The following is a 16495-nucleotide window of genomic DNA, read 5'->3' as shown; positions in this document are numbered from 1 at the left end:
GGCAGGAGCGATTTTCCGTGCGGGGTCGGCTTAGCGCTCGACTTCGCCGCGGATGAACTTCTCGACGTTGGCGTAGGCCTCGTCGTCGAAGTACTGCACCGGCGGGGACTTCATGAAGTAGCTCGACGCCGACAGGATGGGGCCGCCGATGCCGCGGTCCTTGGCGATCTTCGCGGCGCGCAGGGCGTCGATGATGACGCCCGCGGAGTTCGGGGAGTCCCAGACCTCGAGCTTGTACTCCAGGTTCAGCGGGACGTCGCCGAAGGCGCGGCCTTCGAGGCGGACGTACGCCCACTTGCGGTCGTCCAGCCAGGCCACGTAGTCCGAGGGACCGATGTGGACGTTCTTCGCGCCCATGTCGCGGTCGGGGATCTGCGACGTGACGGCCTGCGTCTTGGAGATCTTCTTGGACTCGAGGCGGTCGCGCTCCAGCATGTTCTTGAAGTCCATGTTGCCGCCGACGTTGAGCTGCATCGTGCGCTCGAGACGGACACCGCGGTCCTCGAACAGCTTCGCCATCACACGGTGCGTGATGGTGGCGCCGACCTGGGACTTGATGTCGTCGCCGACGATCGGGACGCCCGCCTCGGTGAACTTGTCCGCCCACTCCTTGGTGCCGGCGATGAAGACCGGAAGGGCGTTGACGAAGGCGACCTTGGCGTCGATGGCGGCCTGGGCGTAGAACTTGGCCGCGTCCTCGGAACCGACGGGCAGGTAGCAGACGAGAACGTCGACCTGCTTGTCCTTGAGGACCTGGACCACGTCGACCGGCGTCTCGGCGGACTCCTCGATGGTCTCGCGGTAGTACTTGCCGAGACCGTCGAGCGTGTGACCGCGCTGCACCGTGACGCCCTTGTTCGGGACGTCGCAGATCTTGATGGTGTTGTTCTCGCTGGCACCGATGGCGTCCGAGAGGTCGAGGCCGACCTTCTTCGCGTCGACGTCGAAGGCGGCGACGAACTCGACGTCACCGACGTGGTATTCCCCGAACTGCACGTGCATCAGGCCCGGGACCTTGGACGCCGGGTCGGCGTCCTTGTAGTACTCGACGCCCTGCACCAGTGACGCCGCGCAGTTGCCCACGCCGACGATGGCTACGCGAACCGAACCCATTCCGGTTGCTCCCTGTGTGTACGAGTGAGGCCCTGAGCGGGCGCTCACGTGGCGGTTTCGTCGGGCGTATCCGTCTCGGAGATGTCTCCGGGACGGGGCAGGCCGCCCGTCGATCCAGATGTGGTGTTCTGCTGAGCGGACCCCCCGGACGGTGAACCCTTGAGGTCCCGTCCGGCCCGCTCGCTCTCGATGAGCTCGTTCAGCCAGCGCACTTCGCGCTCCACGGACTCCATTCCGTGGCGCTGGAGCTCAAGCGTGTAGTCGTCGAGGCGCTCCCGGGTGCGGGCCAGGGAGGCGCGCATCTTCTCCAGACGCTCCTCCAGCCGGCTGCGACGGCCCTCCAGCACGCGCATGCGGACATCGCGCGACGTCTGGCCGAAGAAGGCGAAACGAGCGGCGAAGGTCTCGTCCTCGTACGCGTCGGGACCCGTCTGCGAGAGGAGCTCCTCGAAGTGCTCCTTCCCCTCCGCCGTCAACCGGTAGACGATCTTGGCGCGTCGCCCTGCGAGTGGAGCTGCGAGGGCGTCCTCCGGGGTGCTCCCCGGCTCCTCGATCAACCAGCCGTTGGCGACCAGCGTCTTGAGGCAGGGGTAGAGCGTGCCGTAGCTGAAGGCACGGAACACGCCCAGCGACGTATTGAGCCGTTTGCGCAGCTCATAGCCGTGCATGGGGGACTCGCGCAGCAGGCCGAGGACGGCGAACTCAAGGATCCCGGAACGCCGGCTCATGGTCGCCTCCTCTCGGCTTATGCCGCGCTGATGTATCGACTCGATACATCTAGACGATAGAACGGCCTTCCGCATGCGACAAGAGCGGGGATGGTGAACGGGATCACATCACCGATTCGTTGCAGGCGAGTTGCCTGATTTGGGGTGAACTTCGGGGCCGGACGGGTTTCGGCGGTGCGTAGTCTGTGCGCCATGCAGACCACCGGGACCCATGAGACGCCGGGGGGCGTCGAGGTCCTCGGTGAAGTACGGATGAATGCGCGACCGACCGCATCCGTACTTCGGGGGGACAGGAAACCAGCCGCCTTTTCCAGGCGCGCACGGATGCGCCTGCCCGAGGAGTAATCGTTCGATGAGCGAGCACCGTCGCAAACCGCCGCAGCCGCAGGGAGGCGGACGTGCCGCGGCCCGACGCGGCCAGTCCGGTCCGTCCTCCGGCCGCCGCGCGGCACCGCGAGGCGCCACCGGATCTCCTGCCGACTACGGGCTGGGCCAAGGATCCGGGAGCGAGGAGCAGCCGACCGGCAGCCGCGCCGACGCCCGACGCGCTTCCCAGAGGAACCTGGACGGCGGTCGGCGTAGATCAGCCGAGCCCGCGGCGGGCCGCCGCGGCGCCCCGACCGGTCCCGGACGGGGCAGAGGGCGTTCGGCGCCCGACCGGAAGCGCCTGATCGACTATCCGCGCGCCGACAAGGACGGCTGGCAGCGCTGGACGCCCTCCTGGAAGCTCGTCGCGGGCCTGTTCGTGGGCTTCGTCGGCAGTCTGGTCGCCGTGGCCGGCATCGGGTACGCCATGGTGGGCATCCCGGACGTCGCCAAGACGGCCACGGCGCAGAACAACGTCTACTACTGGAAGGACGGCAGCCAGATGGTTGCCACCGGTGGGGAGACGAACCGTCAGAACATCGACCTCTCGCAGATCCCGGAGGAGATGCGCTGGGCGGTGATCTCGCAGGAGAACAAGACCTTCTACGACGACAGCGGCATCGACCCCAAGGGCATCGCCCGCGCCGTGTTCAACATGGCCCGGGGCGGACAGACGCAGGGTGGCTCGACCATCACCCAGCAGTACGTCAAGAACGCGATGCTGAACGACCAGTCGCAGACGCTCTCCCGGAAGTTCAAGGAGATCTTCGTGTCCATAAAGGTGGGCGCGGAGGTCGACAAGGACCAGATCATGGCCGGGTACCTGAACTCTGCCTACTACGGGCGGAACGCCTACGGCATCCAGGCGGCGGCACACGCGTACTTCGACAAGGACGCGATCAAGCTCGACCCGGGTGAGTGCGCGTTCCTCGCGGCCATGCTGAAGGGCGCCACGTACTACGACCCGGCCGGCGCGACGTCCGTCGACTCGGTCGGCGCCACGCCCGCGGCCAACAGCAAGCGGGCCCTGCTGCAGATGCAGGACACTCTCGACAAGATGGTGGAGTACGGCCATCTCAAGGCCGAGGTGCGGGCGAAGTACACGACGCTCCCCAAGTGGCAGAACCCCCGCTCGAACACCGACCTGAAGGGCCAGGTCGGCTACCTCGTCGATCTCGCCAACGGGTACCTGGTGACCAACAGCGAGAAGACCGGGGTCACCCAGGACGCTCTGCAGCGGGGCGGCTTCTCGATCTACACGACCTTCGACAGGAACAAGGTCGCTCAGCTGGAGCGGTCGGTCAAGAAGGTCCAGGACGCCAACATCAAACCGAAGCAGCGCCCGGACACGGACACCCACGTCCAGTTCGGCGGGGCCTCCGTGGAGCCGGCCACCGGCGCCATCCGGGCCGTCTACGGCGGCGAGGACGCCACCAAGCACTTCACCGACAACGCTGACCAGACCGGCGCCCAGGTCGGTTCGACGTTCAAGCCGTTCGTGCTGGCGGCCGCGATGACCTGGGGCGTGCGCAACCCCGAACTGGGATCCTCGCAGGCGCAGGACGAGCGCACCATCGTCTCGCCCAAGAGCCTGTTCAGCGGACAGAACAAGCTCAAGATCAGGAACTATGACGGTTCGATCTGGAAGAACGAGAAGGGCGAGGAGTGGCTCCAGACCAATGACGGCAACGTCTCCCTGGGGGAGCCGCCCAAGTACAAGATCGACCTGCGGGAGGCCATGCGGGAGTCCGTGAACTCCGCCTTCGTGCAACTGGGCATGGACGTCGGCCTGGACAAGGTGAAGGAGTCCGCCAGGAGCGCAGGCCTGAAGGATTCCAGCTTGACCAACAGCGGCTTCCCGTCGTTCTCGATCGGCATCTCCGACCCGAGCGCGATCCGGATGGCCGGCGCGTACGCCACCTTCGCCGCCAGCGGCAAGCAGCGCGATCCGTACTCCGTGGAGAAGGTCACGAGTGAGAAGGGCCAGATCTACACGCACCAGACGCAGTCGACGGAGGCGTTCACGGAGAGGGTCGCCGACAACGTGACCGACGTTCTGAAGACCGTGGTCGAGAAGGGCACCGGCACCAACGCCCAACTGCCGGGCCGTGAGGTGGCGGGCAAGACCGGTACCACGGACGGCAACAAGTCGGCCTGGTTCGTGGGCTACACCCCGCAGCTGTCGACCGCGGTCACCATGTTCCGGTACGACGACGACGAGTCGAAGAAGAACCGTACGTTCCTGAAGATGTTCGGAACGGGTGGCCAGAAGAAGATCCACGGTGCCTCGTTCCCCGCGCAGATCTGGCACGACTACATGCTCGAGGCGCTGAAGGGCACACCGGCGAAGGACTTCCCGGAGCCTCAGCCCATCGGCGAGATCGTCAATGCGGAACCGTCGCCGACTCCGACGCCTTCGGTCAGCGAGACCGAGGAGGAGGAACCGTCTCCGTCCCCGTCGCCGAGCAAGTCCGCAGTCGAGCCCTCGCCGTCCGCGTCGGAGACCTGCAACAAGTTCTTCGGCTGCCAGAACGACGGCGGGACGAGCAACGGCAACGGCAACAGCAACGGCAACGGCAACGGCGGTGCGGGCGAAACGAGCCCGTCACCGAGCGCCTCCGAGACGGAGGGCGACAACCGAGGGAACGCCAACGGGGGCTTCTTCGGAGGTCCGGGCGGGTAACCGTACTCTTGTCCAGGTTGCGTGTTTCACGTGAAACATGCGCATGTTTCACGTGAAACGAGGGCCGCTCCACCGGACCGGGTGGGGCGGTCCTCGGCGTTTTCCTGGTTCGGTACGGCAGGATGGCGCCCATGCCCAGTGCAGAATCCTCTCCGGCGCGCGTGTACGAGCCGGACCCGGTAAAGCCGACCAGCGACGATCCGGTGGCCGCGGCCGGCAGCGAGCTGATCGGCGGCCCTCTCGGCCGACGGGCCCTGCTGGGGACGTCCTGGTGGACTCCCGTGCGGATCGTCGCGCTCGTGGCGATCGGGATGTTCGCCCTCGGTCTGATCCAGAAGGCGCCCTGCTACAACGGAGGCTGGTTCTTCGGAGCCACCTCCCAGTACACGCACGCCTGCTATTCGGACATCCCGCACCTCTACCAGGGGCGCGGCTTCGCCGACGGACTCGTGCCGTACTTCGACAAGCTCCCCGGCGACATGGACTACCTGGAGTACCCGGTACTGACCGGCGTGTTCATGGAGGTGGCCAACTGGCTGACCCCGGGTGGGGGCAGCATCCAGGACCAGGAGCAGTGGTACTGGATCGTCAACGCCGGGATGCTGATGGCGTGCGCGGCCGTCATCGCCGTCTGCGTGACCCGGACACATACCCGACGTCCCTGGGACGGGCTGCTGGTCGCCCTGGCGCCCGCCTTCGCGCTGACCGCGACCATCAACTGGGACCTCCTGGCGGTCGCCCTGACGGCCGCGGCGATGCTCATGTGGTCCCGGAGCCGGTCGCTGGCCTTCGGGATCCTGCTGGGGCTTGCGACGGCCGCCAAGCTGTATCCCGTCTTCCTCCTCGGCCCCCTGTTCGTGCTCTGCTGGCGCGCGGGCAAGTGGCGGGACTTCGGCAAGGCGCTGGGCGGCGCGGTCGTCTCCTGGCTGGTCGTGAACCTGCCGGTCATGCTCTTCGCCTTCGAGGGCTGGTCGAAGTTCTACCGGTTCAGCCAGGAGCGGGGCGTCGACTTCGGCTCCTTCTGGCTGATCCTGGCCCAGAACTCCAGCGACCCGCTCACCACCGACAGCGTCAACACCCTCGCCACGCTCCTGGTCGCGCTGTGCGCCGTCGGCATCGCGGTCCTGGCCCTGACCGCCCCCCGCCGTCCCCGCTTCGCCCAGCTGGCCTTCCTGATCGTGGCGGCCTTCATCGTCACCAACAAGGTCTACTCCCCGCAGTACGTCCTGTGGCTGGTGCCGCTGGCGGTGCTGGCCCGGCCGAAGTGGCGGGACTTCCTGATCTGGCAGGCGTGCGAGGTCGCCTACTTCCTCGGCATCTGGATGTACCTCGCCTACACGATGAGCGGAGAGGCCCACAAGGGGCTGCCGACCGACGGCTACCACTGGGCCATCGCCGTGCACCTGGTGGGGACGCTCTACCTGTGCGGTGTGGTCGTCCGCGACATCCTGATGCCGGAACGGGACGTGGTGCGCCGAGCCGGTGAGGACGATCCCTCGGGAGGCGTGCTCGACGGGGCGGAAGACGTCTTCGTCCTCGGCGCCGCGGCGCACCCGCCCCGGCACGCCTCCCACTTCGACGGGCCGCAGGTGGAGTGGGGCAAGCAGGACGCCGCCGACAGTTCGCTGTGAGCGAACAACGTGCCGTCCGGCACTGACCCCGGACACGGAAGAGGCCGGACGCGGAATCCGCGCACGGCCTCTTCGCTGTCTGCCGGGGTGCTGCCCCTGCTGCCCGTGAGCGCTCAGCGATCCACGATCCGGTCGAACTGCGTGGTGGTGTGCCGCAGATGGGCCACCAACTCGTCCCCGACGTGCGGCTCCGGCGCGTCGGAGGGCACGAACAGGATGGAGACCTGCATGTGCGGCGGCTCGGCGAACCAGCGCTGCTTGCCGCCCCAGACGAACGGCGAGAGGTTCCGGTTCACGGTGGCGAGGCCGGCCCGGGCGACGCCCTTGGCGCGCGGCATCACGCCGTGCAGGGCCTTGGGAGCCTCCAGACCCACCCCGTGCGACGTACCGCCCGCCACGACCACCAGGAAGCCGTCCGAGGCCGCCTTCTGCTGCCGGTAGCCGAACCGATCGCCCTTGGCGACCGTGGTGACGTCCAGGACCGCGCCGCGGTACTCGGTGGCCTCGTGGTCCCCCAGCCACAGCCGCGTGCCGATGCGCGCGCGGAAGCGGGTCTGCGGGAACTGCTGCTGGAGCCGGGCGAGTTCGTCGGCCTTGAGGTGGCTGACGAACATCGTGTGCAGCGGCAGCCTCGCCGCGCGCAGCCGGTCCATCCAGCCGATGACCTCCTCGACGGCGTCGGAACCGTCGGTGCGGTCCAGCGGCAGATGGATGGCGAAGCCCTCCAGCCGCACGTTCTCGATGGCGGAGTGCAGCTGCGGCAGGTCCTGCTCGCTGATGCCGTGCCGCTTCATCGACGACATCACCTCGATGACCACACGAGCACCCACGAGGCCGTACACGCCGTCCACCGACGACACCGAGCGCACCACCCGGTCGGGCAGCGGCACAGGCTCCTCACCGCGCCGGTAGGGCGTCAGCACCAGCAGGTCGCCGCCGAAGAAGTCCTTGATGCGCGCGGCCTCGTACGTCGTGCCGACCGCGAGGACGTCCGCGCCCAGCCGGGTGGCCTCCTCCGCCAGCCGGTCGTGCCCGAAGCCGTAGCCGTTGCCCTTGCAGACCGGGACGAGCCCCGGGAACTGCTCCTGCACGTGCTTGTGGTGCGCCCGCCAGCGCGCGGTGTCGACGTAGAGCGTGAGCGCCATGGCCGGACCCGGGACCTTTCTCGTGGCTGCCGTGTGGGGGAGGTGCGTCAGAAGGATGGAAGCACTGAACGTGACGTCAGCGGCGGGACATGTAGATGTCGAGCGCCTTGTGGAGCAGCTTGTTCAGCGGGAAGTCCCACTCGCCGAGGTACTCCGCCGCCTGCCCGCCCGTGCCGACCTTGAACTGGATCAGGCCGAAGAGGTGATCGGTCTCGTCCAGCGAGTCGGAGATGCCGCGCAGGTCGTAGACGGTGGCGCCGAGCGCGTAGGCGTCCCGCAGCATGCGCCACTGCATCGCGTTCGAGGGACGGAACTCACGGCCGATGTTGTCGGAGGCGCCGTAGGAGTACCAGACGTGACCGCCGACGATGAGCATCGTGGCCGCCGCCAGGTTCACGCCATTGTGGCGGGCGAAGTACAGCCGCATCCGGTTGGGGTCCTCGGTGTTGAGGGCCGTCCACATCCGCTGGAAGTACGACAGGGGGCGCGGCCGGAAGTGGTCGCGGACCGCCGTGATCTCGTACAGCCGTTGCCACTCCTCGAGGTCGTGGTAGCCGCCCTGGACGACCTCGACGCCGGCCTTCTCGGCCTTCTTGATGTTACGTCGCCACAACTGGTTGAAGTTCTTGTGGACCTCTTCGAGGGAGCGGTTCGCCAGCGGTACCTGGTAGACGTAGCGCGGCTGGACGTCGCCGAAGCCGGCCCCGCCGTCCTCGCCCTGCTGCCAGCCCATGCGGCGCAGCTTGTCGGCCACCTCGAAGGCGCGCGGTTCGATGAAGTCGGCCTCGATGTCGCGCAGTCGCTTCACATCCGGGTTCTGGATGCCCGCCTTGATGGACGTGGCCTCCCAGCGGCGGATGATCACCGGCGGGCCCATCTTCACCGAGAAGGCGCCCTGCTGCTTGAGGTGCGCCAGCATCGGCTCCAGCCACTCGGTCAGGTTCGGCGCGTACCAGTTGATGACCGGGCCCTCGGGCAGATAGGCCAGGTAGCGCTTGATCTTGGGCAGTTGGCGGTAGAGGACGAGACCCGCGCCGACCAGTTCACCGGTTCGTTCGTCGAACCAGCCGAGGTTCTCCGAACGCCACTCGGCCTTGACGTCGGCCCAGGCCGGAACCTGCATGTGGCTCGCCGACGGCAGGCTCTGGATGTATGCCAGATGCTGCTCGCGGCTGATCGTCCTCAGGGTCAGGCTCATTCGGGGCGCTCCTCGGGCTGGGGTGTCCCCATGGGTAGGGGCTCCGGCTCTCGCGCCGAAGCCTACTGCGCCGTGCGAGCGGCCTCACTGGGCGTACGCCACCTGCGCCCCGGCTCGGGTGCGACCGGGGCGTTCCGTGTGCGTTCGTAGGCGTTCTACGCGTCCTTCGGCGAGGACGGCGGCTGCGGTGCCGGGGTCGGCACCGGTGGGGTCACCACATTCCGCCGAACAGGCCGCCGTGCGCCATGCCGATGAAGAAACCGACGCCCGCGGCACCGAGACCGAGGATCAGGCCGAAGCGCTCGCGAGTGGTCTCGGAGATCCACTGCCCGTACGCGCCGGTCAGGATTCCCACCAGACCGGTCCAGGAACTCAGCAGATGAAGGCTGTGGAAGAACGACGTGACGAAGGCCGTCACACCGAGCACCAGCGTCACCGCGAGCAGAGTGTCCTGGAGCGGATGGGATTTGCCGTCGGTGGCGAACAGGGAACCGGCGGTGTTGGGTCGCAATGCCTGTGCCATGGGGCACCTCCTGCGGAAGGCGGCGCATCGTAGCGCCATACACACCCGACGTGTACAGACTGACGGTGAACCACGCCGGATTTCAACCGGAAGCCGGTGTGCAGGTAGTCTGTACCCTCTGCACCGGTGTCTGCCGAGCCAGAGCCAGGGAGTCCACCCAGCTCAGACTGGGGAAGTCGCCCGCCGACCCCCGATTGTCAGTGGTGGCCGATACCGTTGCTTACGCATCACAACCCTCCTGCCACGGATCGACCGTGGCCGCTGAGTCCAAAGGAGGTGGGTTCCACATGCGTCATTACGAGGTGATGGTCATCCTCGACCCCGATCTCGAGGAGCGCGCTGTCTCCCCGCTGATCGAGAACTTCCTCTCCGTCGTCCGTGAGGGCAACGGAAAGGTGGAGAAGGTCGACACCTGGGGCCGTCGTCGTCTCTCGTACGAGATCAAGAAGAAGCCCGAGGGCATCTACTCGGTCATCGACCTGCAGGCCGAGCCTGCGGTCGTCAAGGAGCTCGACCGCCAGATGAACCTGAACGAGTCGGTCCTCCGGACCAAGGTCCTCCGTCCCGAGACCCACTGAGCTCACGAGCTCAGCTGATCTCGGGATTCTGAGTAGCAGCACTAGCAGCCAGCAGCAAACCCGCCGAGAGGTTCCCCCATGGCAGGCGAGACCGTCATCACGGTCGTCGGCAATCTTGTCGACGACCCCGAGCTGCGCTTCACCCCCTCCGGTGCGGCGGTCGCGAAGTTCCGTGTCGCGTCCACTCCCCGCACCTTCGACCGCCAGACGAACGAGTGGAAGGACGGCGAGAGCCTGTTCCTGACGTGCTCGGTCTGGCGTCAGGCGGCGGAGAACGTCGCGGAGTCGCTCCAGCGAGGCATGCGCGTGATCGTGCAGGGCCGGCTGAAGCAGCGGTCCTACGAGGACCGTGAGGGCGTCAAGCGCACGGTCTACGAGCTGGACGTCGAGGAAGTCGGCGCCAGCCTTCGCAGTGCCACTGCCAAGGTCACCAAGGCTTCCGGCCGCGGTGGACAGGGCGGCCAGGGTGGCTACGGCGGCGGCGGTGGCGGCCAGGCCGGCGGCAGCTGGGGTGGAAACTCCGGCGGCGGCCAGCAGGGCGGCGGCGCACCTGCCGACGACCCCTGGGCGAGCGGCGCTCCTGCCGCCGGCAACCAGGGCGGCAGCGGTGGCGGCGGCTGGGGTGGAAACTCCGGCGGCAGCGGCGGCAGCGGCGGCGGCTACTCGGACGAACCCCCCTTCTAGGCCGGCGGGCCCGGTTGTCCGGGTCTGCTCGGGTCGAAGGCGGGTCGTATCCCAACTTCTTGATCACACAGGAGAAACACCATGGCGAAGCCGCCTGTGCGCAAGCCTAAGAAGAAGGTCTGCGCATTCTGCAAGGACAAGGTCACGTACGTGGACTACAAGGACACGAACATGCTGCGGAAGTTCATTTCCGACCGCGGCAAGATCCGTGCCCGTCGCGTGACCGGCAACTGCACGCAGCACCAGCGTGACGTCGCCACGGCCGTCAAGAACAGCCGTGAGATGGCGCTGCTGCCCTACACCGCCCAGGCGCGATAAGGGAAGGGTGACCGACAAATGAAGATCATCCTCACCCACGAGGTCTCTGGCCTCGGTGCCGCCGGCGACGTCGTCGACGTCAAGGACGGTTACGCTCGCAACTACCTGATCCCGCGGAACTTCGCGATCCGCTGGACCAAGGGTGGCGAGAAGGACGTCGAGCAGATCCGTCGTGCTCGCAAGATCCACGAGATCCAGACCATCGAGCAGGCCAACGCTGTGAAGGCCCAGCTCGAAGGCGTCAAGGTCCGTCTGGCCGTCCGCTCCGGCGACGCCGGTCGTCTCTTCGGTTCCGTCACCCCGGCCGACGTCGCTTCGGCGATCAAGGCTTCCGGTGGCCCCGAGGTCGACAAGCGCCGCATCGAGCTCGGTTCGCCGATCAAGACGCTGGGCGCCCACGAGACGTCCGTGCGTCTGCACCCCGAGGTTGCCGCCAAGGTCAGCATCGAGGTTGTCGCGGCCTGATCGCTGCGCACGGCTCGAAAGAGCTGCGAAGGGGGTCGCACCCATGAGGTGCGGCCCCCTTCCGCTTGCTCTGTTCCACGTGAAACGGCGGTCCTGGCTGCGATCACCCGTTTCACGTGAAACGGGTCAGCGAGCGGCACCGGTGACGACCCATCGACCGGATCGGGCCCGCAGCCAGAGAGTCAGCATCCGCACGACCATCATCAGGGTCATCGCCCCCCACACCGCGGTGAGGCCGCCGCCGAAGACCGGTACCAACAGGGCCGCCGGAGTGAAGACGGCCAGCGTGAGCACCATCGCCCAGGCCAGATAGGGCCCGTCTCCCGCTCCCATCAGGACACCGTCCAGCACGAAGACGATGCCGCACACGGGCTGGGAGAGCGCCACCACGAGAAGAGCCGGCAGCGCTGCGTCCTCAACCGCCGGATCGCGGGTGAAAAGCGGCAGGAACAGGGGCCGGGCGATCACCACCAGCAGGCCGAGCAGGACACCCACGGCGATGCCCCACTCGACCATCCGGCGGCAGACGCCGCGGGCGCCCCGGGCGTCGTCCGCCCCGAGATATCGCCCGATGATGGCCTGTCCCGCGATGGCGATGGCGTCCAGGGCGAACGCGAGCAGGCTCCACAGGCCCAGAGCGATCTGGTGTGCTGCGATGTCGTCATCGCCCAGGCGAGCGGCCACGGCGGTGGCGATCATCAGGATTGCCCGCAGGGAGAGGGTGCGGACCAGGAGGGGGGCGCCTGCCTGGGCTGAGGCCCTGATGCCCGCGGCGTCGGGCCGCAGGGAGGCACCGTGGCGACGGGCTCCCCGGACCACCAGCACGAGGTAGGCCACCGCCATGCCCCATTGGGCGATGACGGTGCCCCAGGCGGAACCGGCGATGCCCAGGCCGGCACCGTAGACGAGAGCAGCGTTGAGACCCGCGTTGGCGACGAAGCCCGCCACGGCGACATACAGCGGTGATCTCGTGTCCTGGAGGCCGCGCAGGACGCCGGTGGCGGCCAGCACGACGAGCATGGCGGGGATGCCGAGTGCCGAGATGCGGAGATAGGTGGTCGCGTATGAGGCCGCTGTGTCCGAGGTGCCGAAGAGTCCCACCAGTGCTGGGGCGGTGGGCAGGACGCCTGCGATCACGGCGGCGCCGAGCAGAAGCGCCAGCCAGATGCCGTCCATGCCCTGCCGGATGGCCGCGGGAAGGTCATCGGCGCCTACCCGACGGGCCACTGCCGCGGTGGTGGCGTAGGCGAGGAAGACGAAGACGCTGACGGCTGTCGTCAGGAGAGCGGAGGCGACGCCGAGGCCGGCCAGTTGAGCGGTGCCCAGATGCCCCACGATCGCACTGTCGGCCATGACGAACAGCGGCTCGGCGACGAGCGCGCCGAAGGCCGGGACGGCCAGTGCGAGGATCTCTCGATCGTGCTGTCGTCGGGTGGCCTTGAGGGGCGCGGGAGCCTGTGTCATGAGCACTAATCTAATCGTCCACAGGTAAGAGATGCAATTGCCTTGTGCCCCTTACTTGTGTGTGCGTGACGCACATGCTCGCGTTCCGTTCGAAGAGATCTTGGCCCGACTGGGCAACTTTTTCTTCTGCACAGCCGGTGGATGAGGAAACCGCAGGTCACAGAGCGCCGAAAAGAAAAGTAGAGGGCTTGTTCACAGCACTGTCCACCGGGTCGTGCACAGGTTTCGCAGGGTTGTCCACAGCATCGGGGCCGTCGTCCACATGGCCTGTGGATAACCAGATTGGCTGAAGGTGCCCGCGGGCCTACCGTGGTCCGGCGCCCGCTCCGTCCGTTGGCTGAAGAAACCCTTATAAAAACGACGCACCACAAACGGAGTTGGGCATCTCGATTGTCAGTGTCGTGCCGTAGAAAAGAGGCACGGCGAGGTCCGCTCTCGGCGGACGGGAGGAGGTGGCTCGGTGAGCATTTCCGAGCCCTTGGACGACCCGTGGGCCGACAGCGGCCCCAGTGATCGTCTCCCCGCTTCCCGCCGACGCGGTGACGGCGGCCGCGGCCGGGACGACCAGCACGACCGCGGGCGGGACAGCGGTGAGTGGGAGGGCGGGGGTACCGCCTTCGAGCGAGTGCCGCCGCAGGACCTCGACGCCGAACAGTCCGTCCTCGGCGGCATGCTCCTGTCCAAGGACGCCATCGCCGACGTGGTCGAGGTGCTCAAGGGCCACGACTTCTACAAGCCCGCGCACGAGAAGATCTACCAGGCGATTCTCGACGTCTACGCCAAGGGCGAACCGGCCGACCCGATCACGATCGCCGCCGAGCTCACCAAGCGCGGCGAGATCAACAAAGTCGGCGGCGCGTCCTATCTGCACACCCTCGTCCAGACGGTGCCGACCGCGGCCAACGCCGAGTACTACGCGGAGATCGTCCACGAGCGGGCGGTGCTGCGCCGCCTAGTGGAGGCCGGCACCCGCATCACGCAGATGGGATACGCGGCCGACGACGACGTCGACGAGATCGTCAACCGAGCCCAGGCGGAGATCTACGCCGTCACCGAGCAGCGCACCAGCGAGGACTACCTCCCGCTCGGCGACATCATGGAGGGCGCCCTCGACGAGATCGAGGCGATCGGTTCGCGCAGCGGCGAGATGACGGGCGTGCCCACCGGCTTCACCGACCTCGACTCGCTCACCAACGGGCTGCACCCGGGCCAGATGATCGTGATCGCGGCCCGTCCCGCCATGGGCAAGTCCACTCTCGCGCTGGACTTCGCGCGCGCGGCGTCGATCAAGCACAACCTGCCGAGCGTCATCTTCTCCCTGGAAATGGGGCGCAACGAGATCGCGATGCGTCTGCTGTCCGCTGAGGCCCGGGTCGCCCTGCACCACATGCGGTCCGGCACGATGACCGACGAGGACTGGACCCGGCTGGCCCGCCGGATGCCCGAAGTGTCCTCCGCGCCGCTCTACATCGACGATTCCCCGAACCTGTCGATGATGGAGATCCGCGCGAAGTGCCGTCGGCTGAAACAGCGCAACGACATCAAGTTGGTGATCATCGACTATCTCCAGCTGATGCAGGCCGGAGGGTCCAAGCGCTCCGAGAGCCGTCAGCAGGAGGTCTCGGACATGTCTCGTAACCTCAAGCTGCTGGCCAAGGAGCTCGAGGTGCCCGTCATCGCGCTCTCGCAGCTGAACCGTGGTCCCGAACAGCGCACGGACAAGAAGCCGATGGTGTCCGACCTGCGTGAGTCCGGCTCGATCGAGCAGGACGCCGACATGGTCATTCTCCTGCACCGCGAGGACGCCTACGAGAAGGAGTCCCCGCGCGCGGGCGAGGCGGACATCATCGTCGGCAAGCACCGTAACGGCCCGACGGCCACGATCACGGTCGCCTTCCAGGGCCACTATTCGCGCTTCGTCGACATGGCTCAGACCTGATCCTGTCCCGTCATCGGGGGTCCTGAATACGCGCTGCCGGACCGGTATCACCCTTGCCGCCGGGTCAGCTCTGCCGCGCTGACCGACACGACTCACCGAGGCGCGGGAAGGGCAGAACTGCTCCGCGAGGCGAGACCCTGGCGATCCTCGGTGAAATGGACTCGACGTCGGTCGCGGGGCCGGGTGGACTGGCCCCATGACGACACCTCAGGATGAGCTGCTGCCCGGCACCCGGCGTGCGCTGCTCCACCGGATCGCCGTGGCCCAGGCCGAAGGGCGGGCGCCGTCCCTCGTCGCCGCCGTCGTGAGGGACGGCCGGACCGTGTGGCACGGGGCTCGGACCTCGGTCGACGGACACGCCCCGGACGAGAACGTGCAGTACCGGATCGGCTCGATCACCAAGACCTTCACCGCCGTCCTCGTGCTGCGCTTGCGGGACGAGGGAGTGCTCGACCTCGACGACCCGCTGGAGAAGCACCTGCCCGGCACGGGCGTCGGCGACGTCTCGATCGCCGAACTGCTGGCCCACACCGGCGGACTGGCGGCCGAGACACCCGGCCCGTGGTGGGAGCGGACCCCGGGCTCGCTGCGCCCCGAACTCGCCGACGTCCTCGGCGACCGGGACGCGCCGCATCCCACCGGCCGGCGGTTCCACTACTCGAACCCCGGCTACACCGTTCTTGGGGCCCTCGTGGAACAGCTTCGCGCAGCGCCTTGGGCAGAAGTGCTGCGGCGCGAGGTCCTCGAGCCCCTGCGGCTGCACCGCACGAGTGTCCATGCGCTGGCTCCGGCCGCGGGCGGCTGGGCGGTGCATCCCTGGGCCGACGTCATGCTGCCCGAGCCCGCCGAGGACTTCGGACGGATGGCGCCGGCGGGTCAGCTCTGGTCCACCAGCGGCGACCTCGCGCGGTTCGCCGCCTTTCTGGCACGGGGCGACGAACGGGTGCTGAGCGCTGAGACGCTGCGCGAGATGGGGACGCCCGCGGCACCGGCCGGACCGGCGGACCTGGCGGACGGCGCGTCCTACGGACTGGGGCTGCAGATCCAGCATCGGGACGGACGGCTGCTCGTGGGTCACTCGGGCTCGGTCCCGGGTTTCCTGGCGACGCTCACGGTCGGCGTCGCGGACGACGTTGCCGCGGTCGTGCTCGCGAACTGCACATCCGGCCCCCTGACGTCGCAGGTGGCCGCCGATCTCGTAGGCATCGTCGCCGAGGCCGAGCCACGGATCCCCGAGCCCTGGCGTCCGCTGCGCGAAGTCGACAGCTCGGTAATGGAGTTGGCCGGTCAGTGGTACTGGGGGACCAGCCCTGTCGCGCTGCGGGTGACGGCCGACGGGCTCCTCTCCCTGGGGCCCTTGTCCGGCGGCGGTCGGCGCAGCCGGTTCCGGCCGAACGGGGACGGCACCTGGACCGGACTGGAGGGTTACTACGCGGGGGAACTCTTGCAGGCGGAACGGAGGACGGACGGCAGTGTGGACCACCTGGATCTGGGGTCGTTCGTGTTCACGCGTCAGCCGTACGAGAAGGGAGCCGCAGTGCCCGGCGGCGTCGACCCGGCGGGTTGGCGAGGGATCGGCTGACCGCCCACAGCGGGGAGGCCGCTGTTTCACGTGAAACAGCGGCCACCCCGCAGCCGGTACTTTCCGTTTCGGAAGGGG

The 16495-nt window shown here is 67.8% G+C and carries 14 protein-coding genes; 8 read left to right on the top strand and 6 right to left on the bottom strand.

All coding sequences use genetic code 11. From position 1 onward, the window contains the following. Positions 1 to 30 precede the first annotated feature (30 nt). Together ACFVYK_RS04610 and ACFVYK_RS04605 are read right to left on the bottom strand one after the other, a co-directional pair. The gene (locus ACFVYK_RS04610; protein ID WP_389768406.1) at positions 31 to 1113 is read right to left on the bottom strand and encodes an inositol-3-phosphate synthase; all 1083 of its coding nucleotides are present in this window, start codon (positions 1111 to 1113) and stop codon (positions 31 to 33) included. A 44-nt stretch (positions 1114 to 1157) separates the two neighbouring features. After that, positions 1158 to 1841, bottom strand: coding sequence for a helix-turn-helix transcriptional regulator (locus tag ACFVYK_RS04605; RefSeq protein WP_389768404.1), 684 nt, complete (start codon positions 1839 to 1841; stop codon positions 1158 to 1160). A gap of 352 nt (positions 1842 to 2193) precedes the next feature. Between ACFVYK_RS04605 and ACFVYK_RS04600 the strand changes: the two genes are divergently transcribed. After that, the gene (locus ACFVYK_RS04600) at positions 2194 to 4890 is read left to right on the top strand and encodes a transglycosylase domain-containing protein (protein WP_389768402.1); all 2697 of its coding nucleotides are present in this window, start codon (positions 2194 to 2196) and stop codon (positions 4888 to 4890) included. Between the two features lie 131 nt (positions 4891 to 5021). Further along, a complete protein-coding gene (locus tag ACFVYK_RS04595) occupies positions 5022 to 6521 on the top strand; it encodes a glycosyltransferase family 87 protein (protein ID WP_389768400.1) in 1500 nt (499 codons plus the stop codon). Between the two features lie 113 nt (positions 6522 to 6634). Here the strand turns inward: ACFVYK_RS04595 and ACFVYK_RS04590 are convergent, their stop codons facing one another. The 3 genes from ACFVYK_RS04590 to ACFVYK_RS04580 form a co-directional block, all read right to left on the bottom strand. Next, positions 6635 to 7666 carry an alanine racemase gene (locus tag ACFVYK_RS04590; protein WP_389768398.1) on the bottom strand — a complete coding sequence of 344 codons (1032 nt, stop codon included), beginning with the start codon at positions 7664 to 7666 and terminating at the stop codon, positions 6635 to 6637. A 76-nt stretch (positions 7667 to 7742) separates the two neighbouring features. Continuing rightward, entirely contained in the window at positions 7743 to 8864 is a 1122-nt protein-coding gene (gene femX, locus ACFVYK_RS04585; protein ID WP_389768396.1) for a peptidoglycan bridge formation glycyltransferase FemX, read from the bottom strand. Positions 8865 to 9075: 211 nt separating this feature from the next. Continuing rightward, positions 9076 to 9387: a hypothetical protein gene (locus ACFVYK_RS04580; RefSeq protein ID WP_389768394.1), complete on the bottom strand. Its 312-nt coding sequence runs from the start codon at positions 9385 to 9387 to the stop codon at positions 9076 to 9078. Between the two features lie 287 nt (positions 9388 to 9674). Here ACFVYK_RS04580 and rpsF point away from each other — a divergent pair, with 287 nt between their 5' ends. The 4 genes from rpsF (at position 9675) to rplI (ending at position 11432) form a co-directional block, all read left to right on the top strand. Further along, the gene (rpsF, locus tag ACFVYK_RS04575) at positions 9675 to 9965 is read left to right on the top strand and encodes a 30S ribosomal protein S6 (RefSeq protein WP_006604399.1); all 291 of its coding nucleotides are present in this window, start codon (positions 9675 to 9677) and stop codon (positions 9963 to 9965) included. Positions 9966 to 10043: 78 nt separating this feature from the next. Continuing rightward, a complete protein-coding gene (locus tag ACFVYK_RS04570) occupies positions 10044 to 10649 on the top strand; it encodes a single-stranded DNA-binding protein (protein ID WP_389768392.1) in 606 nt (201 codons plus the stop codon). A gap of 81 nt (positions 10650 to 10730) precedes the next feature. After that, a complete protein-coding gene (gene rpsR / locus ACFVYK_RS04565) occupies positions 10731 to 10967 on the top strand; it encodes a 30S ribosomal protein S18 (RefSeq protein WP_020130672.1) in 237 nt (78 codons plus the stop codon). Between the two features lie 18 nt (positions 10968 to 10985). After that, complete coding sequence (gene rplI / locus ACFVYK_RS04560) at positions 10986 to 11432, top strand: 50S ribosomal protein L9 (protein ID WP_057609128.1); 447 nt, start codon at positions 10986 to 10988, stop codon at positions 11430 to 11432. 126 nt (positions 11433 to 11558) lie between these two features. Here the strand turns inward: rplI and ACFVYK_RS04555 are convergent, their stop codons facing one another. Next, positions 11559 to 12896 carry an MATE family efflux transporter gene (locus ACFVYK_RS04555; protein ID WP_389768390.1) on the bottom strand — a complete coding sequence of 446 codons (1338 nt, stop codon included), beginning with the start codon at positions 12894 to 12896 and terminating at the stop codon, positions 11559 to 11561. Positions 12897 to 13356: 460 nt separating this feature from the next. On the opposite strand from ACFVYK_RS04555, the gene dnaB reads away from it, so the two are divergent. Together dnaB and ACFVYK_RS04545 are read left to right on the top strand one after the other, a co-directional pair. Then, a complete protein-coding gene (gene dnaB / locus ACFVYK_RS04550) occupies positions 13357 to 14835 on the top strand; it encodes a replicative DNA helicase (protein ID WP_389768388.1) in 1479 nt (492 codons plus the stop codon). 196 nt (positions 14836 to 15031) lie between these two features. After that, positions 15032 to 16417 carry a serine hydrolase domain-containing protein gene (locus ACFVYK_RS04545; RefSeq protein ID WP_389768386.1) on the top strand — a complete coding sequence of 462 codons (1386 nt, stop codon included), beginning with the start codon at positions 15032 to 15034 and terminating at the stop codon, positions 16415 to 16417. Positions 16418 to 16495: the final 78 nt, after the last annotated feature.

Origin of the sequence: Streptomyces sp. NPDC058291 (assembly GCF_042880855.1) — a bacterium.
In the GTDB taxonomy this organism is placed as follows: Bacteria; Actinomycetota; Actinomycetes; order Streptomycetales; family Streptomycetaceae; genus Streptomyces.
This window is presented reverse-complemented; position numbering and strand designations above follow the sequence as displayed.

What these genes read in the sequence shown, in the direction of transcription:
- ACFVYK_RS04610 (WP_389768406.1), bottom strand. Translation starts at nt 1,113, where the DNA reads ATGGGTTCGGTTCGCGTAGCCATCGTCGGCGTGGGCAACTGCGCGGCG.
- ACFVYK_RS04605 (WP_389768404.1), bottom strand. Translation starts at nt 1,841, where the DNA reads ATGAGCCGGCGTTCCGGGATCCTTGAGTTCGCCGTCCTCGGCCTGCTG.
- ACFVYK_RS04600 (WP_389768402.1), top strand. Translation starts at nt 2,194, where the DNA reads ATGAGCGAGCACCGTCGCAAACCGCCGCAGCCGCAGGGAGGCGGACGT.
- ACFVYK_RS04595 (WP_389768400.1), top strand. Translation starts at nt 5,022, where the DNA reads ATGCCCAGTGCAGAATCCTCTCCGGCGCGCGTGTACGAGCCGGACCCG.
- ACFVYK_RS04590 (WP_389768398.1), bottom strand. Translation starts at nt 7,666, where the DNA reads ATGGCGCTCACGCTCTACGTCGACACCGCGCGCTGGCGGGCGCACCAC.
- femX (WP_389768396.1), bottom strand. Translation starts at nt 8,864, where the DNA reads ATGAGCCTGACCCTGAGGACGATCAGCCGCGAGCAGCATCTGGCATAC.
- ACFVYK_RS04580 (WP_389768394.1), bottom strand. Translation starts at nt 9,387, where the DNA reads ATGGCACAGGCATTGCGACCCAACACCGCCGGTTCCCTGTTCGCCACC.
- rpsF (WP_006604399.1), top strand. Translation starts at nt 9,675, where the DNA reads ATGCGTCATTACGAGGTGATGGTCATCCTCGACCCCGATCTCGAGGAG.
- ACFVYK_RS04570 (WP_389768392.1), top strand. Translation starts at nt 10,044, where the DNA reads ATGGCAGGCGAGACCGTCATCACGGTCGTCGGCAATCTTGTCGACGAC.
- rpsR (WP_020130672.1), top strand. Translation starts at nt 10,731, where the DNA reads ATGGCGAAGCCGCCTGTGCGCAAGCCTAAGAAGAAGGTCTGCGCATTC.
- rplI (WP_057609128.1), top strand. Translation starts at nt 10,986, where the DNA reads ATGAAGATCATCCTCACCCACGAGGTCTCTGGCCTCGGTGCCGCCGGC.
- ACFVYK_RS04555 (WP_389768390.1), bottom strand. Translation starts at nt 12,896, where the DNA reads ATGACACAGGCTCCCGCGCCCCTCAAGGCCACCCGACGACAGCACGAT.
- ACFVYK_RS04545 (WP_389768386.1), top strand. Translation starts at nt 15,032, where the DNA reads ATGACGACACCTCAGGATGAGCTGCTGCCCGGCACCCGGCGTGCGCTG.